The 25959-nt window shown below is 45.8% G+C and carries 23 protein-coding genes; 14 read left to right on the forward strand and 9 right to left on the reverse strand.

The window, feature by feature from the left end; translation table 11 throughout:
* Positions 1-43: 43 nt before the first annotated feature.
* The 3 genes from ACFO4O_RS14430 to ACFO4O_RS14440 form a co-directional block, all read right to left on the reverse strand.
* Positions 44-1687 (reverse strand): methyl-accepting chemotaxis protein, encoded by a 1644-nt coding sequence (locus tag ACFO4O_RS14430; protein ID WP_382409995.1) that lies wholly within the window; start codon positions 1685-1687, stop codon positions 44-46.
* A 340-nt stretch (positions 1688-2027) separates the two neighbouring features.
* Positions 2028-3077, reverse strand: coding sequence for a beta-N-acetylhexosaminidase (gene nagZ, locus ACFO4O_RS14435; RefSeq protein WP_382409778.1), 1050 nt, complete (start codon positions 3075-3077; stop codon positions 2028-2030).
* Positions 3078-3093: 16 nt separating this feature from the next.
* Positions 3094-4326, reverse strand: a complete 1233-nt coding sequence (locus ACFO4O_RS14440; RefSeq protein WP_382409780.1) for an anhydro-N-acetylmuramic acid kinase — start codon at positions 4324-4326, stop codon at positions 3094-3096.
* A 309-nt stretch (positions 4327-4635) separates the two neighbouring features.
* On the opposite strand from ACFO4O_RS14440, the gene ACFO4O_RS14445 reads away from it, so the two are divergent.
* From ACFO4O_RS14445 to ACFO4O_RS14455, 3 genes are all read left to right on the forward strand, one after another.
* Entirely contained in the window at positions 4636-7347 is a 2712-nt protein-coding gene (locus ACFO4O_RS14445; protein WP_382409782.1) for a TonB-dependent receptor domain-containing protein, read from the forward strand.
* An 86-nt stretch (positions 7348-7433) separates the two neighbouring features.
* Entirely contained in the window at positions 7434-8192 is a 759-nt protein-coding gene (locus tag ACFO4O_RS14450; protein ID WP_382409784.1) for a GntR family transcriptional regulator, read from the forward strand.
* 74 nt (positions 8193-8266) lie between these two features.
* Positions 8267-9373 carry an acyltransferase family protein gene (locus tag ACFO4O_RS14455; RefSeq protein WP_382409786.1) on the forward strand — a complete coding sequence of 369 codons (1107 nt, stop codon included), beginning with the start codon at positions 8267-8269 and terminating at the stop codon, positions 9371-9373.
* 75 nt (positions 9374-9448) lie between these two features.
* Here ACFO4O_RS14455 and ACFO4O_RS14460 read toward each other — a convergent pair whose 3' ends face one another.
* Positions 9449-9985: a redoxin family protein gene (locus ACFO4O_RS14460; protein WP_382409788.1), complete on the reverse strand. Its 537-nt coding sequence runs from the start codon at positions 9983-9985 to the stop codon at positions 9449-9451.
* Between the two features lie 123 nt (positions 9986-10108).
* Between ACFO4O_RS14460 and ACFO4O_RS14465 the strand changes: the two genes are divergently transcribed.
* Complete coding sequence (locus ACFO4O_RS14465) at positions 10109-11308, forward strand: energy transducer TonB (protein ID WP_382409790.1); 1200 nt, start codon at positions 10109-10111, stop codon at positions 11306-11308.
* A gap of 29 nt (positions 11309-11337) precedes the next feature.
* Here the strand turns inward: ACFO4O_RS14465 and ACFO4O_RS14470 are convergent, their stop codons facing one another.
* The 3 genes from ACFO4O_RS14470 to ACFO4O_RS14480 form a co-directional block, all read right to left on the reverse strand.
* Entirely contained in the window at positions 11338-12861 is a 1524-nt protein-coding gene (locus ACFO4O_RS14470; protein ID WP_382409792.1) for a sulfatase family protein, read from the reverse strand.
* A 131-nt stretch (positions 12862-12992) separates the two neighbouring features.
* Positions 12993-14237 carry an ABC transporter permease gene (locus tag ACFO4O_RS14475; RefSeq protein ID WP_382409794.1) on the reverse strand — a complete coding sequence of 415 codons (1245 nt, stop codon included), beginning with the start codon at positions 14235-14237 and terminating at the stop codon, positions 12993-12995.
* Complete coding sequence (locus tag ACFO4O_RS14480) at positions 14234-14923, reverse strand: ABC transporter ATP-binding protein (protein WP_382409796.1); 690 nt, start codon at positions 14921-14923, stop codon at positions 14234-14236. Before ACFO4O_RS14480 ends, ACFO4O_RS14475 begins: the two co-directional genes overlap by 4 nt.
* 111 nt (positions 14924-15034) lie before the next feature.
* On the opposite strand from ACFO4O_RS14480, the gene ACFO4O_RS14485 reads away from it, so the two are divergent.
* The 3 genes from ACFO4O_RS14485 (at position 15035) to ACFO4O_RS14495 (ending at position 18122) form a co-directional block, all read left to right on the forward strand.
* The gene (locus ACFO4O_RS14485; RefSeq protein ID WP_382409798.1) at positions 15035-15679 is read left to right on the forward strand and encodes a CIA30 family protein; all 645 of its coding nucleotides are present in this window, start codon (positions 15035-15037) and stop codon (positions 15677-15679) included.
* A gap of 44 nt (positions 15680-15723) precedes the next feature.
* Entirely contained in the window at positions 15724-16848 is a 1125-nt protein-coding gene (locus ACFO4O_RS14490) for a hypothetical protein (protein ID WP_382409800.1), read from the forward strand.
* A 188-nt stretch (positions 16849-17036) separates the two neighbouring features.
* Positions 17037-18122, forward strand: a complete 1086-nt coding sequence (locus ACFO4O_RS14495) for a methyl-accepting chemotaxis protein (protein ID WP_382409802.1) — start codon at positions 17037-17039, stop codon at positions 18120-18122.
* Between the two features lie 96 nt (positions 18123-18218).
* Here ACFO4O_RS14495 and ACFO4O_RS14500 read toward each other — a convergent pair whose 3' ends face one another.
* Positions 18219-18572 (reverse strand): DUF4870 family protein, encoded by a 354-nt coding sequence (locus ACFO4O_RS14500; protein WP_382409804.1) that lies wholly within the window; start codon positions 18570-18572, stop codon positions 18219-18221.
* 190 nt (positions 18573-18762) lie between these two features.
* Here ACFO4O_RS14500 and ACFO4O_RS14505 point away from each other — a divergent pair, with 190 nt between their 5' ends.
* Positions 18763-21063, forward strand: a complete 2301-nt coding sequence (locus ACFO4O_RS14505; RefSeq protein WP_382409806.1) for a DUF5916 domain-containing protein — start codon at positions 18763-18765, stop codon at positions 21061-21063.
* Between the two features lie 45 nt (positions 21064-21108).
* Here the strand turns inward: ACFO4O_RS14505 and ACFO4O_RS14510 are convergent, their stop codons facing one another.
* Complete coding sequence (locus ACFO4O_RS14510) at positions 21109-21639, reverse strand: cupin domain-containing protein (protein WP_382409808.1); 531 nt, start codon at positions 21637-21639, stop codon at positions 21109-21111.
* A 177-nt stretch (positions 21640-21816) separates the two neighbouring features.
* Between ACFO4O_RS14510 and ACFO4O_RS14515 the strand changes: the two genes are divergently transcribed.
* The 6 genes from ACFO4O_RS14515 to ACFO4O_RS14540 all read left to right on the forward strand — a co-directional run bounded on the left by ACFO4O_RS14515 (position 21817) and on the right by ACFO4O_RS14540 (position 25946).
* Entirely contained in the window at positions 21817-22761 is a 945-nt protein-coding gene (locus ACFO4O_RS14515; protein ID WP_382409810.1) for an SPFH domain-containing protein, read from the forward strand.
* 39 nt (positions 22762-22800) lie between these two features.
* Positions 22801-23268 (forward strand): NfeD family protein, encoded by a 468-nt coding sequence (locus ACFO4O_RS14520; RefSeq protein WP_382409812.1) that lies wholly within the window; start codon positions 22801-22803, stop codon positions 23266-23268.
* Between the two features lie 192 nt (positions 23269-23460).
* Positions 23461-23871: a 30S ribosomal protein S6 gene (gene rpsF, locus ACFO4O_RS14525; RefSeq protein WP_382409814.1), complete on the forward strand. Its 411-nt coding sequence runs from the start codon at positions 23461-23463 to the stop codon at positions 23869-23871.
* Complete coding sequence (gene rpsR, locus ACFO4O_RS14530; protein ID WP_382409816.1) at positions 23871-24098, forward strand: 30S ribosomal protein S18; 228 nt, start codon at positions 23871-23873, stop codon at positions 24096-24098. Before rpsF ends, rpsR begins: the two co-directional genes overlap by 1 nt.
* Before the next feature lie 25 nt (positions 24099-24123).
* Entirely contained in the window at positions 24124-24576 is a 453-nt protein-coding gene (gene rplI / locus ACFO4O_RS14535) for a 50S ribosomal protein L9 (RefSeq protein WP_382409817.1), read from the forward strand.
* 185 nt (positions 24577-24761) lie between these two features.
* Positions 24762-25946, forward strand: a complete 1185-nt coding sequence (locus ACFO4O_RS14540) for an acetyl-CoA C-acyltransferase (RefSeq protein ID WP_382409819.1) — start codon at positions 24762-24764, stop codon at positions 25944-25946.
* Positions 25947-25959 lie beyond the last annotated feature (13 nt).

A 25959-nucleotide genomic window follows, 5' to 3' on the forward strand; every position in this document is an offset into this window, starting at 1 on the left:
TGAGTAAAGCGGGGCAATTCTGTATAAAGACCTAACAGAGCGTTTAACTCACTTTAAAAAACTCAACTTTATCTCTTAGGTCTATCGACACTAAATTTAAGCCATTTGCGGCAGCTAAGTTTTCATCTAACGAGTGAATAGTGCGCTCAGACATGCCCTTAATTTGCTCCATTGCTTGGGCAATCTCGTTAATTGAACTTACTTGGCTGTGGGTGGCCTGCACTACAGATTGAACATTTTTGAGTGACTCGAGTGCCTGCTTTTCAATATCAATCAATATTTGGTTTGCTTCGCTGGTGAGAGCCTTGCCATTTTCTACAAGAGGCTGAGTTTTTTCCATGGCGTTCACCGAGGCAATCGTCTCTTTTTGGAGTTCTGTAATAATGGCTTGAATTTGGTTAGTCGCATCGCCGGTTCTACCTGCTAGGGTGCGTACTTCATCTGCCACAACGGCAAAGCCTCTTCCTGTTTCACCAGCGCGCGCAGCTTCAATTGCCGCATTTAAGGCAAGTAGGTTGGTTTGCTCTGAAATGCTGCTGATCACGCCTACAATCGCGCCAATTTCTTTTACCGTGCTTTCTAGCTTTCTTACTTGCACAACTGTGTCATTCACCGTCACTGAAATGCTTTCAATTTCGTTGGCGCTGCGGCTGACAGCCAGCGTTCCTTTTTTCGAAAATTCTGTGGTTTCTTTCGAATTTTGTTCGGTTTGCATGGCAATTTCAGCTATGTGATCAAGGCGCGTTTGCATTTCTTCAAGGTTGCTTAAGGTGCGCGATGTTAAATCAGCCTGAGTAGACGCGTCGCTGCTCACATTCTTTGACGTATCTTGCAAATGACTCGATTGCTCCGACACCTCATTTGCTGCACTTTTTATGCTTTTTACAATGCTGGTCAGGTTAGTCTGCATCTCTTTAATTGAATAAAGCATACTGTTGCTGTGCTTACTCTCAACACGGTCGGTTAAGTCTCCACGGGCCATCGTTGCTACTACCTGCGCCGCATCGCTTGGCTCAGCGCCTAACGCTTTGTATAAATTATCTATAATGAGTTTAGCGATAAGTAAACATAACGCAGCGGCAATGGCCGTAATTATCAACATTGTAGACTGAAAGCCGTCGGCTACGTCGCGGGCGAGAGGCGTAGTCTCTTGGTTTTTCTGTTCTTGATGGTCAATGAATTCATTTATTACCGCAAGCCAAGTAACAAACGCCGGTTTCGCTTGCTCTAGAAGAACTTGTTTCGCCTCGCTGTCGTTGCCGGCTTCTTTAAGTGCAATAATCTGTTTAATAAGCGGAAGCGTTTTATCGCGAATGCTATTGATGCGAGAAATGATGTCGAGCTCTTTCGCGCTGAAAAGTGAGGCATCGTTCATCATCGCTTTCATTGCTGAATTGGATGTATCGTAAAAAGATTTCAGTGTTTTGATTTCTTGCTTGAGAGCGTTTATCTCATCGGGTTTTTCAACAAGCACAACATCGCGCACTGAAATTGCGCGGTCGTGCACACTGCCTCTAAAATTGATGGCGTAACGCTGCTTAAGAGAGTTTACGTCGGTAATTTCTGTGAGTGAATCGCTGATGTAATTTACTTTTTGGATGCCAATCACGTTCGAAAGCAACAGCATAAATAACGCGGCAGAAAAACCGATATATAACCTTTTTCTTAACGACATTTTGTTTAGCATTTCCACTAATGGGCTCCTCTATGCGTGACGCAAATTTATTTCAGTAGTTAACCTTAGCTCTGCAAGGTGTTGTTTCTTATTCAGAGCTGAGGTAAGCCAAGATTTTACTGTGTGCAATGGGTTATCGGCTTGCGTGAGATTGTGATGAGGCTTATTTTTAAACGGGCATTAAGTATGCAAGAGCCACGTATGTAAGAGACTCGTAAGTGAGGGCCACGTACGGAAAAGCTGTGTATCTGAGGCCTACGTATATGAGAGCTATGCAAAAAGGGGCTATGCACAAAGGAGCTGTGCAAATAGGAGCTGTCCTAGCCGGCCCTACATTGATAACAGCCATGCCTTAAGTTGTTTTGAGCAAGGTGTTTAGCTTATTAAGTAGAGCCTCCTCGTTTGCTGTTGAATCATGAGCAAGCGGCGTCGATGCTTTACCCGCTGCTACGCGCGCGCGCGTCAGTGCGTCACCGCTCAAAGGTGAAACAACAGATTCAAGTGCTGTTAAATCGGCAAAGTTTCCGCTGCACTGCAACACTACATCACAACCGGCGTTGAGTGCGTTTTGAGCGCGCGAAGCGGTGCTGCCGCTCAGCGCGTGCATGTCAATATCGTCGGTCATGATAAGTCCACCAAAACCTATTTGTTTACGCAGTACGTCGTTAATGACTTGCTTGCTGAAGGTGCCGGGGTGGGTAGCGTCTATGTGAGAATATAGAATATGGGCGGTCATCAACATGCTTTGATGCTTAAAGGCCTCGAAGGGTAAAAAGTCCCATTGCGCAAGCGCATCGAGCGTCGCATCCACAGTGGGCAGAGCTTTATGGCTGTCTACCGTTCCTCTACCGTGGCCTGGACCATGTTTAATTACCGGCTCTACAGCGCAAAGCTGCAGGCCTTCGATAGTGGCGCGTGCAAGATCAATAACTGCATCAGGGGAGCTGCCTAAGGCACGGTCGGTCACTACGGTTGAGGCGTTGGCTTGAGGGATATCGAGCATGGGCGCGCAATTAACACTTATGCCTGCCCTCTTTAAATCAAGGCCTATTAGCTGATAATTAATTTTACATGCTTCAATGGCGCGAAGCCGGTCAACTTCATAAAGTTTAGCAAACACTGTGGGACTGGGCGGAATCCGCCAATGCTCACTGGGCAGCCGAGACACCCGCCCGCCTTCTTGGTCAATTAAAATAAGTGCATCTGGGTTGAGTGTGATGTCTTTAAAGTCGTCGGTGAGGGCTTTTAGTTGCTCTGGATGCTGAATGTTTCGCGCAAACAAAATTAAACCTAAAGGACGCATATCCTTAAGCAGGTCGCGCTCTTGAGGCGTTAATGCGGTGCCCTCGCAGCCGACTATGGCGTTACTGGGTATATGCTTAAACTGAAAAGTTGAATTCATGCTATTCCTGTAATGATTAGTCTGGAAAACTAATTTTGCCTAGGCTTACGCTGGGCATATTCGTTTGCTCAGAATGCGCATCCCCTTTTGCACAAAGCGTTTCGTTAGCGAGAAGGGCAAACAATACTGCCTCTTTGGCATCAGGGTTGAGCGAAAGCAATTCTGTACTGCCCATGCTAGCGTCAGGCAACGATTCGCTGAGTTTGTTTTCAAGTCGCTCCATGAGTAATGGGTTGTGTATGCCGCCGCCGCTCACATAAACCATAACATCATGTAAGTGCTCACTCAGCTTAAGTATTGCATCAGCTATGCAGTTTGCACTAAATTCACACAGCGTTCTGAGAATATCCTGTGGGGCGATACTTTGTTGCTTGCTGTTATGCGTAGCCTTAGAAACAGTGCTGAGCGCATGAGATAAATAGTCAAGGTTAAACACTTCAGGCCCAGTAGTTTTTGGAAAATCCTGAGCAAAAAAAGCATTATTTTCTAAGGCATTAAGAAGCGCTAGATCAACGCTTCCGCTTCTGGCAATTTCAGCGTTTTTATCGTATTCGAGATGAGAATAATGCCGCTGAACAAAGGCGTCCATCATGGTATTGCCTGGGCCAATATCAGAACTGAATATGTCAGAAAGAGCAGCGTTTTTGGGCAAAAAGCTTAAATTGGCAATGCCGCCAATATTCAACATAATGCGGTTTTCTTGTTCATGGGTAAATAATAAGTAATCACCATACATTACGAGCGGCGCTCCTTGCCCACCCGCAGCAATATGCTTTTGCCTGAAATCACTTAAGGTCATGATACCCGTTTGCACTGCGATATGGTCGCCGTCGCCAATTTGTAAGGTCGCATTGTCAAAATCTGCAAGGCCATGCTGCTCTTTAGGGCAGTGATAAACGGTTTGTCCATGGCTGGCAATCGCATCTACATCGCGTTTAGACATACCGAAGCTGCTAAGTGCTTGCTTCACTAATTTTGCATGATAACGCCCAATCCAAGCGTTTAATAAGCAAAGATGCTGAATGCTGCCATGCTCTTTTGCAAATATTTGGCGCACCTTACTACGATACTCATCACAATATTCAATGGTTATAAAATGCAAGAGCTCGCATTGGGTGTTTATACCCGCGCCCGATATTTTGCATACAGCAATATCTAAGCCGTCTAGGGAGGTGCCGCTCATTAAGCCCACAATAATACGAGAGGGCTTATCGCAGAGGGCGCTTAAGGTTTTGATATGTGGGTGCATGTCATCAATCAGCTAGTTTGTGGCTTATTTGCTTTATCGTATGTTTGCGCAAAACAATACCACTTGCAAATTGGTAAGGTCAACGCGTGATTTTATTGAAAAATTACGATTTTTAATATTTAAAAAATCCAAAACGCATAAATTATGTACACAAAAGCGGTTGACATGTATTAACGCTCACCTATATGGTAATACCAATGCAATACATGTTTCACTGCTCATGTATTTTTAATGACGACTAAATGATTACGGCTTAATTATTCGATTCACCGCAAAAACAGACGCTCACGTTTTTTAAAAGGGATTATTATGAAGACTTACCCACTCAAACCGCTCGCTAAATGTATTTTATTTGCTCTATCGGGCTCAATGCTACTTAGCGCAAATGCCAATTCACAACAAGACAATGACTCAGTGGGCGACAACGCTGAAGTTGTTGAAATTACCGGGTCTCGAATCGCGAGGACGGAGTTAACGGCCACCAGCCCAGTATTTACGGTAAGTGAGCTACAGCTTGAAACTGACCAAGTGGTTAACGTAGAAGACATTATTAGAAAGTTGCCCCAAGCGGCAGCGGGTGCAAATAGCACCGGCGCAACCGTGGGTGATTCGTTAGGCTCCTCCACCATCGATTTAAGAGGTTTGGGGCAAAACCGCACATTGGTATTGGTCAATGGTTCGCGTATCGTGCCCTTTAGTTTCAGAAATGCTGTTGATGTAAACGCCATCCCTGCTGGCTTAATCAAGCGTGTTGAAGTCCTCACAGGTGGCGCAGCTGCTGTTTATGGCGCAGATGCAGTTGCCGGCGTCGTAAATTTTATTCTTGACGATGAGTACGAAGGATTTGAAACGACCGCAGGATACGAGTTTACCGACGGTGGCGGCGAAACCTTTAATATTGATGCGACAATGGGAACCAGTATCGATAACGGCCGAGGCAACGTGACTGCCTACGTGGGCTATTCAAAACGTGAAGAGCTGTTGGCAGGCGAGCGCGATTTTACGCAAGGCTCACCCACAAATGTTGCCGGACGCGGCGGTAATTTTATCGATATTACAAGCGGGAACAGCTTTGCTTTTGACGATGCCGGTACTTTGGTGAATCAAGCGCAAACTACCAATATCACGCCGCAGCGTTACTTAGTGCAGCCCCTTGAGCGTTTAACGGGTAATGTCTTTTTTAACTATGAGCTGTTTGAAGATGCCGTTGAAATGTATGGACGTGCTATGTTTACCCAAGTGCGCGTGACAGGAGCCGGTTCGACTGGACAAACCCCAGTAACGGTTAATGAGCAGATCAACATTGCTGCTGATAACCCGTTTTTGAACGATGCCATACGAAGCCAACTAACCTTTGACGCTAACGGTCAGGCTGCAGTTGCTGTGCAAAAAAACCTTGGATTTGGCTTACAAGAAACCCGGACGGTGCGTGACACATTGCAGTTTCAGGTGGGCTTTAGAGGCGATATAACCGACTTTATAGGGTGGGATATATACGGACAATACGGTCGCACCGACGGCACGGCTAAAGTCTACAACAATGGTATTCGTTCTGATTTTCAAAATATTGCCAATACGCGCAATATCTTTGGACCAACAGACTTAAGCGATTTAAGTTCAACGCTTATTCATTCAAACCGTGAGCGCATTCAGTCGGTTGTAAACCTCAATATATCGGGTGACTCAAGTGACTTCTTTGAATTGCCAGCGGGCGCCATTGGATTTGCTGTAGGTTATGAATATAGAGATGAAGAGGGCGTTCAAACGCCCGGTGCTGCATTGGCTGGTGGAACTGCTTATGGTCTGGGAGGCATATCTGCTATTGACGCAGGTTTCGACACTAAAGAGTTTTATGGCGAGGTGTTAATACCTGTTTTAAAAGACCTACCTTTTGTTAAAGAGCTTTCGGTAGAAGGCGCTTACCGTAAATCAGATTATTCTAATGTAGATTCTGCCAGCACAAACAAGGTAGGGGTGTCGTGGGCGATAACCGAAGATTTAAGAGTGCGGGCAACTCGGCAAACCGCCATCCGTGCGCCAAATTTAGGTGAGTTTGCAGGACCTGAGGTCGCACTTTCACTGGCTTTGTTTGATCCAAACAGCCCATCGTTTATTCCGCGTTTGGGTGGTCGCTTTGACGGCGACCCATGCTTAGACGGTCGCGGCGATAGTGCGCAATGCCAGCGTTTAGGTGCCGCGGCGCCGGGCACTACTTTTGATACGTCCCAAGCTATCTATACCTTTGGTGGAAACGATGCCATTGAACCAGAAGAGTCAGAAACAACCAGCATGGGTTTGGTGTTCACCCCCTCTGCATTAGGTGATTTGGCCATTACCGTCGATTATTACGATATTGAGATTACCGATGCGGTTAGCCAAATTCAGCCAATCGCGGCACTAACCAGTTGTTACATTGATGACCCAAGTGAAGGAAACCCACTGTGCGGCGCGGTGCTGCGAGACCCGGCTACCGGCCTCATTAGTCAAACATTGGTGAACGATTTTAATTTGGCAGTACTGTCTCAATCTGGTTTTGATGTGGGCGTGCGTTATGGGTTTGGTGATATCGGTGAAAGCGTGCAAAATTTACAGCTAAGTTACCAAGGCAATATCGTGAACGACCAGAGTCGGCAAAATAACGCAACCGTTGCAGCACTTGACTGTAAAGGGACTTTTGGCACGTCATGTACAGGTGACTTTGCCAGTATTGTACAAGCTGATTATCGTCATAGAGCATGGGTCGACTTTTCAGTAGAGGCGATAGACGTACAAATAGGCTGGCGCTTTATTGGAGAAGTGAGTGCTGCGTTAGACGACAGCATTACGATTGGTTCGCAGAGTTATATTGACGTTGCTGCCACTTACAAATTTGCAGATAAATATGAGCTTACCTTTGGCATAGATAACCTATTCGATGAAGAGCCACCGATTCCTGAGGCAGGTGGAAACTTCTTTGGCACGGTTAGCGATTATGATGTGATTGGCCGCACTATTGGTATGACCTTTCGTTTTAGACCGTAAAAGGTTGGACTTAATAACAAACACGTTATAAAACAAGAGAAACGCTTAGGGGGGCTCTGCTCCCCTAATCTGACTCAGTTGAGGTAATGATTATTAAAGACGCATTGTTACAGCAAATCGGTGGTGATTGGAATCGCTCTACGCCGCTTTATCAGCAACTGGCAAATGACTTACGAAAAATTATATTAACCGGTGAAGTCACCAGCGGCGACGCAATTCCATCTGAGCGTTTGCTGCGTGAAAAAACCGGGGCGTCGCGAGTCACCGTGCGAAAAGCTATCGACCAGTTGATTGATGAGGGTTTGTTGTTTCGCCGACAGGGCTCTGGCACTTTTATAAGCAATCGAATTGAGCACAAAGGTGAAGATTTGTCGGGTTTTACCGACGAAATGCGTAATTTAGGTGTGGCGCCCAGCTCTATTTGGCTGGCTAAAACTCATGCGCAGGCTACGCCACAGGAGGCAAGTGCACTGAGACTACCTGAGTGCAGCGAAGTATGTCGTTTGGGCAGAATTCGCTTGTCGAATAATACGCCCATGGGCATAGAAAATGCCATTATTCCGGCTAAGTTCTTGCCAAATTTAGACGACATCAGCGACTCCCTCTATCATGCCCTAAACAATAATGGTTGTGCGCCAGTAAATGGTCTGCAAAAAGTCACAGCGTCTGTTGCATCGCCTACTGAGGCGGGTTTACTGTCGATAAAAGAAGGCGACGCGGTGCTGCGCATTGAACGATATACTTTTTTGCAAGATGACACCCCCCTTGAATTTACCCGCAGTGTATATCGTGGTGACAAATACGTGTTTACGTCGAAGCTGCAAAATTTTAAACGGGGCTGGTGATGTATTTGCTTGCGAGTTGTTTTCCAACAATTTAATTTCAAACGTTTTTAGAGTCGAAGGTAGGGACTACGCCCATGAGCAATACGCAACGTATAGATGCACTTGATGTGCTGCGAGGCCTTGCACTAGCCGGTATGTTGCTTGTTAACAATCCGGGTGATTGGGGAGCAGTGTACTCGCCCCTGCTGCATGCTTCATGGCATGGTCTGACGCCTACCGATCTGGTCTTCCCATTTTTTTTGTTCGTGGTGGGAGCGGCAATGGCGTATTCGTTTAAGGCCGCAATTGCCAATAGGCAATTTGACTGGCTAAGTATATATAGGCGTAGCTTCTTACTGATTGCCATTGGAATATTATTAAGCGCTTTTCCATTTCAGCAATCTTTATCTGAATGGCGCCTGCCGGGTGTGCTGCAACGCATTGGTTTGTGTTATTTTTTAGTCGCCGTATTACTTCGTTACTATCGACCCAAACAATTGCTTTTTATTGGCATAGCAACCTTGCTGGCCTATTGGGCGGCAATGGCATGGTATGGCTCAGATATTGGTACCGACCCATACGCAATGCAGAGTAATTTACCAAGACAAATTGACCTCATGGTTTTTGGTGAGGCGCATATGTGGAAAGGACTTGGTTTTGCATTTGACCCTGAAGGTCTGCTCAGTACACTCCCTGCCGCAGTGACCTGCTTGTCGGGATACTTAGTGACATTAAAACTACAAACCTGCGCCCATGCCATGCAAAAGATTAAGTTTTTGCTGCTCGCGGGAATAGTTGCCATTGGACTAGGTGTGCTGTGGCACCTTGTACATCCTATCAACAAAAGCTTATGGACCAGTAGCTATGTGTTAGTGACAAGCGGGATTGCATGCATTTGTTTAGCATTAATCATTTTCTTGTGGGATAGTTTACGGTTTCGCTTTGCTTTACATGCGCTCAAAGTGTATGGCTCCAATCCTATATTACTTTTTGTATTAGCCGGTATTGTGGCCAGAGCGCTTTACTTAATTAATATTGAAGTGAACGGGCAGACGCAAAGTTTAAAAGGTTTTTTATACAGTGGCCTTGCGGGCACATTGCCGCCAAAGCTGGCGTCTTTAAGCTTTGCAGTGTTGTTTATGATGAGCTTTTATTTGCTAGCGCTTTGGCTCTACAAGAAAAAGATATTTGTAAAACTATAAGCTTAAAACAAGCACGAATCGTCCCGTGATGCCTTATGCACTTTGTTGCAAAAATATTGCACTTTGATGTGCTTACTAGGTGCCAAATACCTCGCGTAGTTTTAAGCCCATCGCTGTTGAGTAGCCGTAAGATTTGCTTATCACCTCTTGTTTAGTGTTAATGAGATAGTAGCTGGGGTAGCCCTGAATTTGAAATTGGGTTTTTAAAGTATCGTGACCGAACAACACGGTGGAGCTCACATCATGTTCATCTACAAACTGCTCGACTGCCTCTCGATTAGGGTAGTCTAAAGCGATTACCACCACATTGATTTTATGCTCATCTAGATACGCCAAGTTCCCAATGCTCAAGGCACAAACAGAGCACCAAGGGGCAAAAAAATACACCAAGGTAGGTTTGTTTTCTGCTAATAGGGGCACTACGTTTCCGTTGAGGCTCACCAAATTTTGCTGTTGTACGCGCATACTGCCGTCGCTTGCGAGCATATCGCGGGTTTGCCAATACATAATGGCTGCTATGACTATTAGCAACACAGCGGCATCTCTTAAATAGCCAAGCCACTTCGGCGTTTTGCTATGTTCCTTTTTGAGCATATTATTTGTTTTGCTCATTGCCACCTCATCGCTTTATACTGAAGTTAAATGCCGAGCACCGTTTTTTGAGCTAGGCTTATGAGTGAGTGTTAAAATAATACTCGCTTTATTGATAGATTACCCAAATATGGATATTTAATTATGATTTGTCGACTCTTTACGTTTAAAAGCATCTCTACAAATGCGCCTAAAAAAATCAATAAAAGTATCACCGGTAGGTTTGTAATAACAAGCGTCTTTAGCCTTGTTGTAGGGTTGGGTTTTTTTAGCCTTGTCCAGGCGCAAACCATCCCCGAAGACAATCTGCTTCCCTGTGATGAGCTTGAGCAAAAAGCGCTTGAGCAAGTTAGTCCTGACGAGGTCAAAAAAATCACCGCATACAAGCCTGCGGAAATTAAAGAGCGAAAAAATCCTCGTTACCCAGAAAGTGCTATCCGAGGAAAAAGAGAAGGCTGGGTAAAATTAAGTTACGTCATAGACACCCAAGGCAATGTGCAAGACCCAGTTGTAGAAGATTATGCGGGTGATAGAAGCTTTAAACGAGCCGCGATGAGTGCAATTAAGGGATGGACCTTTGAGCCGGCAATAAAAAATGGCGAGCCTACTGAGCAATGTCATCAAGAGGTTATAATGAGCTTTGCGCTTTCAGGAAAAGGAGGTGCCTCGCGTCGTTATGCTGTGAAGTATCGAGAAGCCGATGAAAAACTAGAAAGTGGTGATGTAGCCAGCGCAGATCAACTGGTGCAAGAGTTAGCACAAGGCGATTATCGTAATCGCTACGAAAACGTATGGACCTTTAGTTTAGATGCCCGCGTTGCCAAAGAGTTGGGCGATGAAAAACGAGAGCTGGCAAGTATTAGGCGCTTATTGTCGAGTTCGAGTTTTATTGGGAGCAAGGACGCAATTTTCAGTCCTGAGTACTATGCCTATATGTACCAGCGCATGTTCTCGCTAGAGCTAAAACAGAATTTATTCGCAGAGGCGATGCAAACGGTAGCCGAAATACGAGAGCTAGAAAATGCAGACGCTATCCTAGCGCCGCTCCAGCCTACTATTGATGAGGTTCAGGAATTTATCGCTTCAGACGAAAACTTCTTTGTAGTTGTGGATTTGGACGAGACAGGCAGTTATTTCCACTCATTGGCACGCAATAAGTTTGCCTTTGCCGACATACAAGGCAGCTTAGACACCGTAGAGGTAAGATGCGACACGCATCGGGAGAAGTTTACTGTGGCCGAGGAGTTTGTATGGGATATTCCGAAGTCATGGGGCCAATGCCGCGTGCTTGTAGAAGGAAAACAAGGCACGCGCTTTGGCTTAGTCGAAGTCAATAAGGTTTAATGCAAATGCTTATCCAGAGCTGAGCCTATTTACAAAGAGCCCATTGGACGATTTTCTCTGCCTTTGATGCCGCGTAAATCGTCTCCAAGCTCAGCTCGTTTTATGTCGGCGAGCGCTTCAATCTCAGCGACAATATCTGGTCGTTCAGCACTTAAGTCCACGGTTTCACTCGGGTCGTTGTCGAGGTCATAGAGTTTAATTGCGTCGAGCATTACAAAGCCGCTTTTGCCTTTGTTGCCGTTGTTTCCGATTTGTTCAACAAGATTGTAGCGGTGAGGATAGTAAAGCTTCCATTGCTTATATCTGACGGCGCTCAAATCATTATGGTGAAAGTAAAAAAAGTAGGCCTCGTGGGCAGGTTCGCTTTGTTTGCCGCTTATGATAGGCCAAATATCTTTACCGTCTATTTCCTTTTCAGGTAGGCGTGCTCCGGTGAGTTTCGCCAATGTGGGCAACAAGTCGATGGTCATCATAGGTGTGCTGACGATATCCTGTTTTGCCAAGCCAGCAGGCCATTGAATATGAGCAGGCGTGCGTACGCCTCCCTCAAACGTACTCTGCTTGCCGTTACGTAATTCACCAGACGAGCCGGCATGGTTGCCATAGGTTAACCATGGACCGTTATCTGACATATAAATCACTAAGGTATTTTCGTAAACGCCTTTACGCTTTAATGCGTCGATAAGTTGCCCAGTCGACCAGTCAATTTCCATGATCACATCGCCATAAAGGCCAGCCCCCGATTTACCCTCAAACTCTTTTGATACAAAAAGCGGCACGTGAGGCTGTGGATGAGCAAGCATCAAAAAGAAAGGCGATGCTGCGTTTTTTTCAATAAAAGCAACGCTGCGTTCAGTGATGTTTTTGGTTAAGTTTGATTGATCGTCAGTCAGAGTCTCTACGATTTGGTCTTGGTCAAACACTGGCAACGGCCCGAAGTCGTAATTTTTGTTGACATTACCCGACCACATGTCGTTAGAGTAAGGAATGCCATAATAGGTATCAAAGCCGTGCTCGGTAGGTAAAAAGGGAGACACATCGCCTAAATGCCACTTGCCGAACAAGCCTGTTGCATAGCCTTGTTCTTTGAGCAATTCAGGCAGTGTTTCTTCATCTGGGTTGAGGCCCACAGCCGGCCCATCTGTTAGTGCGGTTGGAAACAGTGCATAACTTATCCCCAAGCGGTTAGCATAGGCGCCGGTTAAAATAGAGGCGCGAGAGGTGCTGCAAATGGGTTGCGATACATAAAAATGGCTAAGCATGACGCCGTTCTCGGCGATACTGTCAATGTTTGGTGTTTCATATTGCGTTTGCCCAAAACCAGATGTGTCGCCATAGCCTTGGTCGTCAGTAAGAATGAGCACGATATTTGGGCGTTTAGGTTCGTCTGCTTTGTTTTCAAGCGTATCCAATGTCATTTGTGAGGAAGCATCATTTACTGTGCTTGCCTCTTGAGCGGGTGAGCATCCTGTTGTTAGCACAGTGACTAACAAAGACAGAGGCACAAACACGCTAAGCGAGAGCCTGTTAAGAGATATGAGAGGTATATTCATAATATATTCAACGCGTTAGTGAGTGAGTATGTATGGTTATAAGCCCTCATTGTGCGCCGACCCTCGGTGTAAGTAAACTGGGGTTGTTTAGCAATCGCATTATGAAAATTTCATAGGGCGCGCCCTAAAGTTTACTTTACCTGTAAGCCCTGTTGGAGAGCCTGTTTACACGCGCCAACAGCAGGTATGCAGGCAATAATGAGTGTGGCTACGCAAACTAATGCTAAAATACCCAGCGTGTTCAGGTTGAAAAGACTAGCCTCTATAAACAAGCCATATTGCTGACTCAACCACTGACTACCTAAGATCAAGCTACCGTAAACCAGCCCCATCGCCAATACGCAAGCGCTAAGGGCAATAAGTAAGGCCTCGGCTTGAATCAAAATAAATATAGCAATGGGGCTTGCGCCAATGGCCCGCAGCACGGCCAGCTCACGACTGCGCTCGCGAATAGAAGTGAGCAGCATGGTGGCCATACCAAGTAAAGATGAAATTAAAATCAAAAAAGAAATTAGGCGCAGAAGATTCTCTACGTTACCTACCAACTTCCACACCTCGGCCAGTGCGATTCCGGGCAAGATGGCGCTTAAAGGCTCGCCCCTATATTGATTTATATCTCGCAGCGCGCTGAGCGCCATTATTTTAGATTCTAAACCTACCAAGACAGCACTCACGCTTTGTATATTAAATTCTGGCGTCTCGCCGGCGGCAAGATTGGCTAATAGTGCCTCTTGGTCGGCCTCGCTCATGTGCATTGCCTCAATACCTGCAAGACTAACGTGCACGGTTTGGTCTACCGGCGTGCCTGTAGGTGTTAATATGCCTGCTACGGTAAAAGGTGAATCATCGTGGTGATGAAAGCTGGTGTGGCCAATGCCATGCGATATTACCAGCGAATCACCGACTTCATAGTTGAGCTTACGCGCCACCTCAGCACCAATCACAGCCTCTAGGGGACTTGAAAATATGTTGCCATCTTCAAAGCTCAATGCTTGCTTATTCCCGTATTTGTAATAGGTAAAATAGTCTTCATTGGTGCCTACAACGCGATATCCACGGTGTGAATCACCTAAAGAAAGCGGTATAGCCCAAGCGACGTTATTCGCATTTTTAACTGCTTCAAAGCTGTCCCAAGATAAATTATTGCTAGGGCTGCCAATTCTAAAAATCGAGTATAGCAGCAGGTTCATTTGTCCGGTTCGAGCCCCCACAATTATGTCGACATCAGATACTGTGCGGCTAAAACTTTGCTTAGCTTGGCTTCGAATATGTTCAACACTCAGCAGCAGGCTTACGCTTACTAACATCGATAGCAGTGTGAGTAAAACTGCGCTACGACGACTGCGTAAACTGCCTAAAGCAATAGATAAAATCATAGTGATTCAGCGCCTAATGTGGATAGTTCGGCCATGCTGATGTGCTGCTCAAAATAGCCGGCAAGAGCGCTGTCATGACTCACAAATAGCAAGGTGCTTTTATTGGTTTGGGTAAGCTTTAGTAACATCTCCATAAAGGCGTCTCTAGCGTTGGCATCAAGTGCAGATGTCGGTTCATCAACAACCAGTATTTCTGGTGAATTGATCAAGGCGCGCACGATGGCCACTCGCTGCTGCTGACCGACACTAAGCAAAGAAGCCTGTCGGTCGAGGAGGGCAGGCTCGAGCTGTAATTGCGTAAAAAAGTCGAGCAAGCGGACATCAAGGTTCTGCTTAACTGCGCCAGCAAAGTATGCCGCTGCCTGAATATTTTGCCGCACACTTAGATAGGGAATAAGGTTAAACTGCTGAAAGACCACGCCAATGTGTTTTGCACGTTTAGCGTCGCGCTGAGTTCCTCTTAATTGGCTAAAAGCGCCGCCTAAAATGTCGATATTGCCACTAGTAGGCACCAATGCTCCGCAGATTAAATTCAGCAAGGTACTTTTGCCGCTGCCTGAAGGCCCTGATATAAACAAAGACTGGCCTTGTTCAACTTGCCAATCAGGGATGTTCAGAAGCTCTTGCCCATTATCTTGGTAGCGAAAGTGCAGGTTGGTAACGTGGATGGCAGGTTTTGTTAACATCTAGTGAGTCAATTCCTAGTAGCAGTAAGCGTGACGACTGAACAAATAATAGCGCTGAGCCTTATAAATTGCACTAAATCTTAGGCAGTGGAATGCTGGGGCAAACAACAAATGCGCAATTTATCAGTTTATACTCAAGTTGTGAGTGTTACGGTTTTATTTTTTATCATGGGAATGGCAATTATGGGGAGTATGAGCAAAGAGAGTTTCGCCAACGATAAAGCAACTACTGACAAATTGCCCGCTAGCCCGGCGATAGCATTCGAGACCATCGCGGAGCTCGAGAACTGGGTGATTGTTAACGACACCGTGATGGGTGGTCGCTCACGCGCCCAGATGCAATTGCAAGACAATATGCTCGTGTTTTCTGGCACCCTTTCTTTGAAAAACAACGGCGGCTTCGCGTCTATTCGTCGTGTATACGACCCTAAAAGCTGGTTGACTAATCAAGCGATACAAATCAAAGTAATCGGCGACGGCCGTGATTATCAGTTTAGACTACTAACCAATCGGTTTATGGACGGCGTTGCTTATGTGGCCAATTTCGAAACGGTAAAAGGCGAAGAAACCACCTTGAGTTTCACCGCCGCTGACTTTACCCCGCAGTTCAGAGGACGCTTGGTAAAAGGCGCGCCGCAATTATCCTTTGAGGATATTCAGCAGCTCGGGTTTATGTTAGCAGACAGTCGCCCCGGTGAATTCGCGTTGAAAGTTGCGAGTATAGAGCAGGCGCTTCGCATGGCCAGCATTCAATAACAACATGAGGTAATGCAGGGCACATTACTCAAAAGGACCAGAAATTGCGACAGTTAATATCGGCAACCACCACCCCTCTTGCATCAATCTTTGGCAGCGGATTTTTAGTTATTGTCCCTATTCTTGCGGGTGCTGTTGGAGAGTTTTCTGTGTTTGCGATGGCGGCAATTTGTTTACTCGCTTTTTTAGTTGGCGAAGTCATCAGGCATAACATTTTATCCGTTGAGCTTGCGCTTCAAAATGGCGCCTCAAAGATTACGCTAAGCCTAGAGCGCTTGTCGGATGTTGCTCTTATTGTCGCTTACGTTATTTCTGTTTGTCTTTACCTACATATTTTGTCGGCTTTTGTGCTCGCAGGTCTCGATATCGAATCGCACTTTGCAGACGATATGCTAACCACTTGTGTGATTGTGTTTATCACCTTAATTGGATTAACAAAAGGCCTGCAACCATTAGAGAAACTAGAGAAGTGGGCGTTATATGTCACGCTGGCTATTATCATTGTGCTATGCGCAGCGTTTGCTTACTACGACGGTTCGCTTCTAAGCGGTGGTAAGTCTTTTCAAATGCCGCAAACAAATGCGTATTCAAATTGGCAAATACTCACTATTTTGGCGGGCACCCTCATTGTTGTGCAAGGCTTTGAAACAAGTCGATACTTAGGCGCTAGCTACCCCAGTAAAATAAGAGTTGCCTCTTCTCGTCTCTCCCAGATAATCGCGACAGTTGTGTATCTGAGCTTTGTCGCACTTACTCTTCCTGCTGTGCATCTTCTCAACGGTGTTTATAACGACAATAGTTTAATTGAGTTAGTTGGCTATACCGCTGCACTTTTGGTGGCGCCTTTAATTTTGGCGGCAACCTTGAGTCAATTTTCTGCCGCAGTGGCAGATACTTTAGCCGCGGCGGGCAATCTAAATGAGCTTAGTAATAAAAAAGTGCCAGAAAAACTAGCCTACCTACTAATTGGTATGGCGGCGGTGGCACTGACGTGGACCGTCGACACTTTCACGGTGCTGGCGCTGGCCTCGCGGGCTTTTGCGCTTTATTACTTCTTGCAGTGTTTAGTGGCCTTAACCGTCACGAGCAATATTGGCTTAAAGCTATTCTTTACTCTTATGGCGTGTATCCTAGCCTTTATTACCTTATTTGCTGTGCCTGTCGGGTAGCTTTCGCTTTTGGCGTTAGTCTTGCATCATTTAATGTTTTTATCGTTATGTCCGATATAAACACTATGCCGTATTCTCATCAATAATTGCCACTAGCAATCAAGGTCGTTGTGCTAGCTTTTGAACAGAATACATACTGTAAATCGCGATATTGATATCCATTATTCTTCTCGAGGAATGTTGCACCCATGTTAGTTCTGGCCAGCCACCATAAAACTGTATTAAAAGAAAACGAGGCCCTGAAGGCTCGAATTGCCGCCCTTGAGGCCGATAATCAAGCGCTACGAAGCGAAAGTGCAAGCATGCAAGACGCGTTTGCTAATTTATCGCAAACGCAGGCTGACGGGTTCGACGATAAGCTACTTAAATGCGCCATCGGTGCCATGCGTCAAATAGAGGGCATTAGGGAAACCGTGCTTCATTCTTTTGAACGTATAGATGACGAATCAAAAGCGGTAGAACAAATAAACGATCTGTTTGCAGTGTCGAGCACTGAGTTGTCTAACATTTTATCGGCTATGGACCAAATGGGCACTAAAATGGGCGGCATGGCCACTAGCATTACCGGCTTGTCTGACACCGCCGACAGCATCAATACCTTTGTTTCGACCATCGCTAACATCTCTGATCAAACCAATTTACTGGCTTTGAACGCCGCAATTGAAGCAGCCCGAGCGGGTGATGCTGGCCGAGGATTTAGCGTAGTCGCCGACGAGGTGCGAACTCTCGCAACTGAAACCAACAAGTCAGCCAGTGAAGTAGCCGAGCTTGTTAGTAGCATACTGCATTCGACTAAATCAGCCGTTGGCTCGGTTGACGAGATAAGCGGAAATAATCAAAGTTTGTCACAAGGCGTGAATCAGCTAAATACTCACTATCATGCGATTGTGAGTAAATGTGAAAGCATGACCTCCACCATTTCTTACTCCTCACATCTATCATTTATTCAAACGGTCAAGCTTGATCATATAGTATGGAAGGCAGAAGTATACGCCGGTGTGTGTGGCTTAGAGGCTAAACGTGCCGACGAGCTTAGTGACCATCACAGCTGTCGCTTAGGCAGGTGGTACGCTTCGCAGTCGCAAAGCGACATTGCTAAACATGCAAGCTTCAGAAGCCTTGAAAGACCGCATCAACAAGTCCATCAAGAGGGCGTTAATGCACTACGCGCAATGGCAGATGGCAATAAGGTTCAAGCGATAAGTCATTTGCACGCCATGGAAGCGGCTAGTGACAAAGTGATGCACATTCTTGATGAGCTGGCCGCTGCCTGATTTTTGAGGCCTAGATAAAAATGCATAAAAAAACCGAGTTGAGCTCGGTTTTTTTAAATATTACGTCGGTATTAAGGGTAAATCTGCACCCAGAACTCAGAAGAACCAGCTTGTCGGGTTTGGATGGGCTTGTTTTTTATCAATCAGTAAGAAGCCTTTTACGCTTCTGATAATTAGCCAGACGACAAAGAAAATAAGCACTAAATAACCGACCAGTACCAACATCAGTAACGAACCGATAAAGATGTATAGAAAACCAATCCAGAAAGTACGAATTTGAAATTGAAAATGCGAGCGCAACCACTCAGGGCTATCGTTTTTCTTGATGTAGGCAATCACAACACCAATGATGCCAGTTAAGCCAACAATTATGCTGGCTAAATAAAGAATATAGACCAATTTGGCCATGCTAGAGGTATCGTCTTTGGTTTCTAAAACGGGGTCGGTCATGCTTCATATCCTTATAGGTATTATTTGAGCGTAAAGCATAGGGGATATTATGTCTCTTGCCAATGAGAAAACAGCCTGTCTGACCAGCTCGGTTTTTAGCAATGATGTGAACAAAATAGGGCTTAGCATTAAGACTTTAGAATTAAATTGCGTTAATATCCGCGCCAGATTTATTACTCGCACTCAAATTATGTTTAATCGACTTTTAATGCTCGCGTTGCTCGCGATGACTGCCTTATTTGCCTTTAAGGCCGTTGGCGCAGACAATTTATCGATTCCAAATCTGCAGTCTGCCGTTGTGATTGATGGAAGCCTTGACGATGCGGTATGGCAGCAATCTGGCGAAGTATCGTTAGATTATGTGACGCGCCCTTTTGAAAATGCCACGCCACCGGTAAACACCCGCGTAAAATTTTTTGAAAACGGCACCGAACTCATCGTTGCGTTCATTTCGTCTGACCCAGACCCTGATGCTATTCGCGCCTTTTTGCGCGACCGCGACCGTAGTTTTGGTGAAGATTTGGTGGGCGTTAAACTAGACCCCTACAATGACGGTCGCCTCGCATATCAGTTTTTTGTAAACCCCTTAGGCGTGCAAACCGACGCCATTGAAAACGAAATGACGGGCAATGAAAGCGCCAGTTGGAACGGTATTTGGGAATCGGCCGGACAGCTAACAGACGCCGGTTTTGTTGTTGAAATGCGCATTCCGCTTAGGCTTATGAACTTTCTAGAAGTCGATGGCGAGAAAACATGGGGCGTCGAATTTGTGCGCTTTTATCCGCGCAAAGACAACTACCGAATTTCACATGTGCGTTTTGATAGAGATAACGCGTGCACACTCTGTCAGATGGGGGCCGTAAGTGGCTTTAAGGATGCTAAGCAAGGCGAGAAAATCACCATTGTTCCCACTGCTGTCGCCGGCGTGAGCCGCTCGCGAGATCCGCTAGAAAACGGTGACTGGGAGTATGACAATAACCAAGAAGTGGGGCTGGATGTTAATTGGGGGATCACGCCTGAGCTTACCTTTTCAGGCACGCTCAATCCCGACTTTTCGCAGGTCGAAGCAGACGAAGCTCAGCTTAATATTAACAATAACTTTAATTTGTTTTTTAGCGAGCAGCGTCCTTTCTTTGTAGAAAATGCAGACTATTTCTCATCCATCCAAAATCTTGTATATACCCGTAATATTAACGCCCCTGACTACGGTGCTAAATTAACCGGCCGCGTTCAAAAGCATTCTGTGGGTGTATTTGTGGCCAATGATGCATCCACTAGCTTTATCATACCAGGCAATCGCGGCTCGTCGGTCGCAACGCTGGAAGAAAAATCAGTGAATTTTGCAGGGCGTTATCGTTTTGACTATTCAGACGACTTATCGTTAGGTTTGGTCAGCACAGTACGAAATTCGGACTCTTATCAGAATATTGTTAGCGGCATAGATAGCCGTTACCGCATAAGCGAGCAAGACACTTTACGCGTGCAGCTAGTGCACTCCTCTACCGACTATCCAGAAGAGCTCTTTAAGCAGTTTTGTGATAATGACTGCCAGTTAGCGTCTGAGCTCAGCGAGCCGGCTTTGCGTACTCAGGCGCAAGACACCTTAAACGGTTTGTCGTATCGGATTTTTTATGAGCGAGTGAATGAAGACTATTTTGTGCGAGCTCGCCGCGTTGTCGACCAAGCAGATTTTAGAGCAGACCTAGGATTTAACAACAATGTGGACCGTCAGCGCTATATTTTTGGCGGGGGCTATAGATGGTACAACGAAGAAAGCTGGTGGAACCGCGTGCAAATAGATGGTGATTGGGATATCACGCACAATGACAACGGTGAGCTGATTGAAAAAGAACTAGAGGGCCAAATAAGAGTCAATGCTGACTTACAGTCATATTTTGAACTTGGCTGGGTAAACCGCACGCGGGTTGGGCTCCGACAAGACCCAAGTAATCTTGCGATTGACGGCAATACCACGCAGTTTGAAGAAACCGCTGTGAATGCCTTTATTGAAATGCAGCCTAATTCGTTAATTGAGTTTTACAGTTTTTGGCGCATGGGCGATAGGGTTGATTTAAGCAACAATCGTTTAGGTGAAGAAGTGTTCTCTGAAAGCGGCTTTGACTTAAATCTTGGCACCAACACCAGCGTAAGCTTGGACTATACCTATAGCGAGCTTGATTCCGCTAACCAAAGTTTGTTTGTGGCAAACTTGATTGATACCCGCATTACCTATCAGTTTGACCCAAGGCAGTTTTTGCGCTTAATCGTTGCCTTCTCAGACATCAAACGTAACGCTTCAAACTACATAGTTGAGGTTGACGAAAAAAGCCGTAACTTAGGGTTTCAGCTTTTGTATTCGTACAAGGTCAATCCATTGACTAAGTTCTTTTTAGGCTATTCTCAATCGGCCTACGACAACGACGCCTTGAATCGTTTAGCGACCGACAATCAGTCATTGTTTATGAAGTTTAGCTATGCGTGGTTACCCTAATAGAGCGGCGATTAGCATAAAATGGCATACCTACGCGCGGCTACCTCATAAAAACTTAGCGTAGTCGCGCTTCTTACCCTCTACAATGGTCTTTGTCGCGTCATCTTCAATGTAAGAGAAATCTGTAAATTCGAATCCTGGCGCGACGGTACAGCCAACAAATGTATATTCACCGGTACTTTCAGCCGCTTGATAGTCGCCGCCTTCAATGATTTTAAAATACTCAAGGCCAGGCTCGAGCTTGTTGTTGTCGAGTTCCTCGCCAGAATTAGGTGCAGGATTAGGTGCTGGATTGCCAATCACCTCATCGGTAAGTGTTTGGCCACGTAAGCTTAAAATGCGAAGGGGCGCTCCTTCATATACATTCCAAATCTCATCATGCAGTACTTTATGCCAGCGGCTTACGTCGCCTTTTGTAAGCAAAAAATAAATGTGCGACATGCTAGAGCGCGGCATCCCGTCTACTGGCGAATTAACCGTAGTATCGGCTCGATATTGCTCAGCATAATAGCCGCCCTCAGGATGAGCTTGTAAATTAAAGGCGGTTTTTAGCTGCGCGATGCGTTGTTGGCTCATGGATTATCCTAGCGTTGATGAGAGAAGCTGCCTGAGCACACAATGTTACAACAAACTACTAGCGCGGGCGAAGCACAAACAGTAATATAAATTGCCGCAGAAGTGACGCTGCGTACACCTTTTGCTCGGTCGGGATTGTCATCCGACCGTTACCTCAGTATTTATTAAGGAAAAGACATGGAAGCTATATTAGATATTTTGTTTAGGGCAGAAGTCGCTCTTATCATACTCATTATTATCTTATTAAAAACATCGATAAAATTTGTGCCTCAAAACCGCGCCTACATTATTGAGCGCTTTGGTAAATACCAGTCCACTAAAGAGGCCGGTTTAAATTTCATTTTACCTTTTATTGACAGAATCTCTGCTGACCGCTCGCTAAAAGAACAAGCGGTCGACGTGCCCGAGCAAAGTGCAATCACAAAAGACAATATTTCGCTGTCAGTCGATGGCGTGCTCTATTTTAGGGTGCTTGACCCGTACAAAGCCACTTATGGCGTTGAGGATTATGTATTTGCAGTGACGCAGCTTGCGCAAACCACCATGCGGTCTGAGTTAGGTAAAATGGAATTAGATAAAACCTTTGAAGAGCGCGATATTCTAAATACGAATATTGTGAGTGCCATTAACACCGCCGCTGGCCCTTGGGGCATTCAGGTTATGCGTTATGAAATCAAAGACATCATTCCACCTAGTTCAGTAATGGAAGCGATGGAAGCGCAAATGAAGGCAGAGCGGGTTAAGCGTGCGCAAATTTTAGAATCAGAAGGTGATCGCCAAGCCGCTATCAACCGTGCAGAGGGTGAAAAGGCGTCGGTTGTACTCGCCGCTGAAGCGGACCGCGAAGAGCAAATTTTACGCGCTCAAGGTGAGGCATCGGCTATTGTTGCGGTAGCAGAAGCACAAGCTGAAGCGCTTCAAAAAGTAGGTGAAGCAGCCAACACCGAAGAAGGGCAAAAAGCCATTGAGCTTGATCTTGCCACCAAAGCGATTGAAGCTAAGCACGCGATTGCAAAAGAGTCTTCGGTGGTTCTATTGCCAGATTCAAGCACAGAGGCAGGTTCGGTTGTGGCACAGGCCACCACCATTATTCAGGCACTTCAATCGGGCAAAGGCGCTTAAGGGCTCGCTTGCTAAACTAGACGTTAAGGAGACAGGTTTATGCAATGGTTTTCTGAACATTATGCCGAGACACTTTTAGTGCTTGGCTTGATACTGCTCGCAATTGAGGTGCTCGTATTAGGGTTTAGCACTTTCTTTGTATTCTTTATTGGTTTGGCGACTATCGTCACCTCAGGGTTGGTGTATTTTGCGGTCATTCCAGACACGTGGCTAGCATCGCTAATGAGTATCTGCATATTCACGGCGCTGTTTGCGCTTGTGCTATGGAAAAAGCTCAAAGGCCTGCAGTCAAATGTAGATACCAAGCGTGCCGATAACGACTTAGTTGGGGTGAGTTTCGTGTGTCCAGCAGACATCGACCCTCTACAGCCGCTTGATAAAATGCCTACCTATGAATACTCAGGGATAACATGGCGCTTACTGTCTGATGTACCCATTAAAGCCGGTGATAAAGTCTCAATTAAGCAAACTGATGTGGGTGTGCTGCACGTAATGCAGGTGATTTAAGCCAGTTTCTATTGCTTTGCCTCAGCTCATTTATTAATCAATACACTGGTCTTTTTTAAGCGCCAGTGTATATTCTGCTTGCCCTTGGCTGTATTTGTCTGTATTATCCGCGCCCTTGCAATCAACATCCTAAGTTCCTTGTCTCTATATAGCCGATTGCACTATCCGAGACTATAACCGTAGGGAGCAGTAATGCGTCATTACGAAATCGTATTTATGGTTCACCCTGATCAGAGTGAACAAGTACCTAGTATGATTGAAAAATACAAAGGTATTCTAGAAGCAGACGGCGGAGCTATCCACCGTTTAGAAGATTGGGGCCGTCGTCAGTTGGCTTATCCAATCGAAAAACTCCACAAAGCTCACTATGTGCTTATCAATGCTGAAGCAACTGCCGAAGCCGTTGAAGAGCTAGAAACAGCTTTCCGCTACAATGACATCGTTTTGCGTAACTTAGTTATGCGCACAAAAGCGGCTGTGACTGAGCAATCGCCAATGGCGAAGGAAGAGCGCAGAGAAGAGCGTCGTGAAAGACCTGCTCCAGCAGCACCTGCTGAAGCAACCGAAGCGCCAAGCACTGATGCAACTGAGGGAGAAGAATAATGGCTCGTTTTTTTAGACGTCGTAAGTTCTGTCGTTTCTCTGCCGAAGGTGTAGAGCAAATCGACTATAAAGATATTTCTTTGCTAAGAAACTACATCACTGAAAGTGGCAAAATTGTCCCTAGCCGTATTACCGGCACCAGTGCAAAGTATCAGCGTCAGCTATCAACGGCCATCAAGCGCGCGCGCTTCTTAGCCTTGTTACCTTACACTGACTCTCACAAGTAAGTTTGGCAATTAAGAGGTAGCAAAGATGAATATCATTCTACTAGACAAAATCGCCAACTTGGGCGGTCTAGGTGACCAAGTCACAGTAAAATCAGGGTATGCTCGTAACTTCTTATTCCCGCAAGGAAAAGCAGTACCAGCGACCAAAGCAAACGTTGAAAAGTTTGAAGCACGCCGTGCAGAGCTTGAAGCTAAAATCGCTAGCGATTTAGCCGCGGCACAGCAGCGCGCCGAAAAACTTAACGCATTGGAGCCTGTAGTAATAGCAGCTCCAGCGGGAGACGAAGGTAAGTTATTCGGCTCTGTGGGCACACGTGACATTGCTGATGCAATCACGGCTGCCGGTGTTGAAGTGACAAAAGCCGAAGTGAAGCTACCTACTGGTACGCTGCGCGATACAGGCGAGTACGAAATTGACGTACAAGTTCATTCAGACGTTATGGCTGCAATTAAACTTCAGATCATTGCTGAAGCTTAATCACTAACAGCGTTAAACATGAAAAACCCGCTTGCCTTGGTAAGCGGGTTTTTTTATGGATGTTGCTTAGCGCTCTATCGTCATCTATTAACTATCTCCATGCAGTTGGATAAAAAATATAAATGCGGTTTATAAGAGAATTTGTCTATGATGATGAGACTTATACAAACTGATTAGGAAGCATCATGAAAGAAGCCGTCATTGTATCCACTGCACGAACGCCAATAGGCCGCGCATTTCGAGGCGCATTCAACAACACGCAATCACCTACCCTAACCGCACATGCTATTAAACATGCAGTGCAGCGCAGCGGCGTTGAAGGTGAAATGATTGATGACGTGATTATCGGGTCGGTGTTAAATGCAGGCAGCGCTGGTGGCAATATTGCTCGTTTGGCAACGCTAGCCGCTGGATTGCCTAATACTGTATCGGGGCAAACTATTGACCGTCAGTGCTCATCTGGACTAATGGCAATATCAACGGCAGCCAAGCAAATCATGGTTGACGGCATGGATGTGGTGGTAGCAGGTGGTCAAGACAATATCAGTGAAGTGCAGCAAAAGTATTTTGAATGGGCCAGTCAGAGCATGGATAAAAACGTCACCGCTCATGAAAAACACGCCTATATGCCCATGCTTTTTACTGCCGAGCATGTAGCAAAAACATATAACATTTCACGTGAGGTGCAAGATGAATATGCACTAAGTTCACAGCAACGCACGGCAGCCGCACAGGCAGCTGGTAAGTTCGATGATGAAATTGTGCCTATTACAACAACCAAAGGCGTGATGAACAAAGAAACAAAAGAGGTAAGCATTGAAGAAGTTACCTTGAGCCGAGATGAAGGGAATCGCCCTTCAACAACGCTTGGCGATTTACAAAATTTAAAACCGGTGGTAGATGGCGGTCTTATTACCGCAGGAAATGCATCTCAGCTATCGGATGGCGCATCTGCCTGCGTGCTGATGGAAAGCAAAATGGCCGAAAAACGTGGCTTGCAGCCATTAGGTATCTACCGCGGCATGGCGGTAGCGGGGAACGCGCCAGAAGAAATGGGCATCGGTCCTATCTATGCTATCCCTAAATTATTAAAATTACATGGTTTATCGATTAACGATATTGGTCTATGGGAGCTTAACGAAGCCTTTGCCTGCCAAGCTATATACTGTCGAGACAAGCTTGGCATCGACCCAGATATTTACAACGTTAATGGCGGCGCAATCAGTATTGGTCACCCTTATGGTATGACCGGAGCGCGCACCACCGGCCATGCGCTTATTGAGGGCAAGCGCCGCGGCGTAAAGTATGTTGTAGTAACCATGTGCATAGGCGGCGGCATGGGTGCGGCAGGCTTGTTTGAAATCGCATAGGCGCAATTGATTA

The sequence above is a fragment of the Glaciecola siphonariae genome (genome assembly GCF_042652645.1).
In the GTDB taxonomy this organism is placed as follows: domain Bacteria; phylum Pseudomonadota; class Gammaproteobacteria; order Enterobacterales; family Alteromonadaceae; genus Glaciecola; species Glaciecola siphonariae.

Excerpts from the sequence above, each read along its gene's own strand:
- nagZ (WP_382409778.1), bottom strand. The coding sequence starts at position 3,077 with ATGAATTCAACTTTTCAGTTTAAGCATATACCCAGTAACGCCATAGTC.
- ACFO4O_RS14445 (WP_382409782.1), top strand. The coding sequence starts at position 4,636 with ATGAAGACTTACCCACTCAAACCGCTCGCTAAATGTATTTTATTTGCT.
- ACFO4O_RS14540 (WP_382409819.1), top strand. The coding sequence starts at position 24,762 with ATGAAAGAAGCCGTCATTGTATCCACTGCACGAACGCCAATAGGCCGC.
- ACFO4O_RS14455 (WP_382409786.1), top strand. The coding sequence starts at position 8,267 with ATGAGCAATACGCAACGTATAGATGCACTTGATGTGCTGCGAGGCCTT.
- ACFO4O_RS14450 (WP_382409784.1), top strand. The coding sequence starts at position 7,434 with ATGATTATTAAAGACGCATTGTTACAGCAAATCGGTGGTGATTGGAAT.
- ACFO4O_RS14500 (WP_382409804.1), bottom strand. The coding sequence starts at position 18,572 with ATGACCGACCCCGTTTTAGAAACCAAAGACGATACCTCTAGCATGGCC.
- ACFO4O_RS14520 (WP_382409812.1), top strand. The coding sequence starts at position 22,801 with ATGCAATGGTTTTCTGAACATTATGCCGAGACACTTTTAGTGCTTGGC.
- ACFO4O_RS14505 (WP_382409806.1), top strand. The coding sequence starts at position 18,763 with ATGTTTAATCGACTTTTAATGCTCGCGTTGCTCGCGATGACTGCCTTA.
- ACFO4O_RS14470 (WP_382409792.1), bottom strand. The coding sequence starts at position 12,861 with ATGAATATACCTCTCATATCTCTTAACAGGCTCTCGCTTAGCGTGTTT.
- ACFO4O_RS14510 (WP_382409808.1), bottom strand. The coding sequence starts at position 21,639 with ATGAGCCAACAACGCATCGCGCAGCTAAAAACCGCCTTTAATTTACAA.
- ACFO4O_RS14495 (WP_382409802.1), top strand. The coding sequence starts at position 17,037 with ATGTTAGTTCTGGCCAGCCACCATAAAACTGTATTAAAAGAAAACGAG.
- ACFO4O_RS14465 (WP_382409790.1), top strand. The coding sequence starts at position 10,109 with ATGATTTGTCGACTCTTTACGTTTAAAAGCATCTCTACAAATGCGCCT.
- ACFO4O_RS14515 (WP_382409810.1), top strand. The coding sequence starts at position 21,817 with ATGGAAGCTATATTAGATATTTTGTTTAGGGCAGAAGTCGCTCTTATC.
- ACFO4O_RS14485 (WP_382409798.1), top strand. The coding sequence starts at position 15,035 with ATGCGCAATTTATCAGTTTATACTCAAGTTGTGAGTGTTACGGTTTTA.
- ACFO4O_RS14480 (WP_382409796.1), bottom strand. The coding sequence starts at position 14,923 with ATGTTAACAAAACCTGCCATCCACGTTACCAACCTGCACTTTCGCTAC.
- ACFO4O_RS14475 (WP_382409794.1), bottom strand. The coding sequence starts at position 14,237 with ATGATTTTATCTATTGCTTTAGGCAGTTTACGCAGTCGTCGTAGCGCA.
- rpsR (WP_382409816.1), top strand. The coding sequence starts at position 23,871 with ATGGCTCGTTTTTTTAGACGTCGTAAGTTCTGTCGTTTCTCTGCCGAA.
- ACFO4O_RS14440 (WP_382409780.1), bottom strand. The coding sequence starts at position 4,326 with ATGCACCCACATATCAAAACCTTAAGCGCCCTCTGCGATAAGCCCTCT.
- rplI (WP_382409817.1), top strand. The coding sequence starts at position 24,124 with ATGAATATCATTCTACTAGACAAAATCGCCAACTTGGGCGGTCTAGGT.
- rpsF (WP_382409814.1), top strand. The coding sequence starts at position 23,461 with ATGCGTCATTACGAAATCGTATTTATGGTTCACCCTGATCAGAGTGAA.
- ACFO4O_RS14460 (WP_382409788.1), bottom strand. The coding sequence starts at position 9,985 with ATGAGCAAAACAAATAATATGCTCAAAAAGGAACATAGCAAAACGCCG.
- ACFO4O_RS14430 (WP_382409995.1), bottom strand. The coding sequence starts at position 1,687 with ATGCTAAACAAAATGTCGTTAAGAAAAAGGTTATATATCGGTTTTTCT.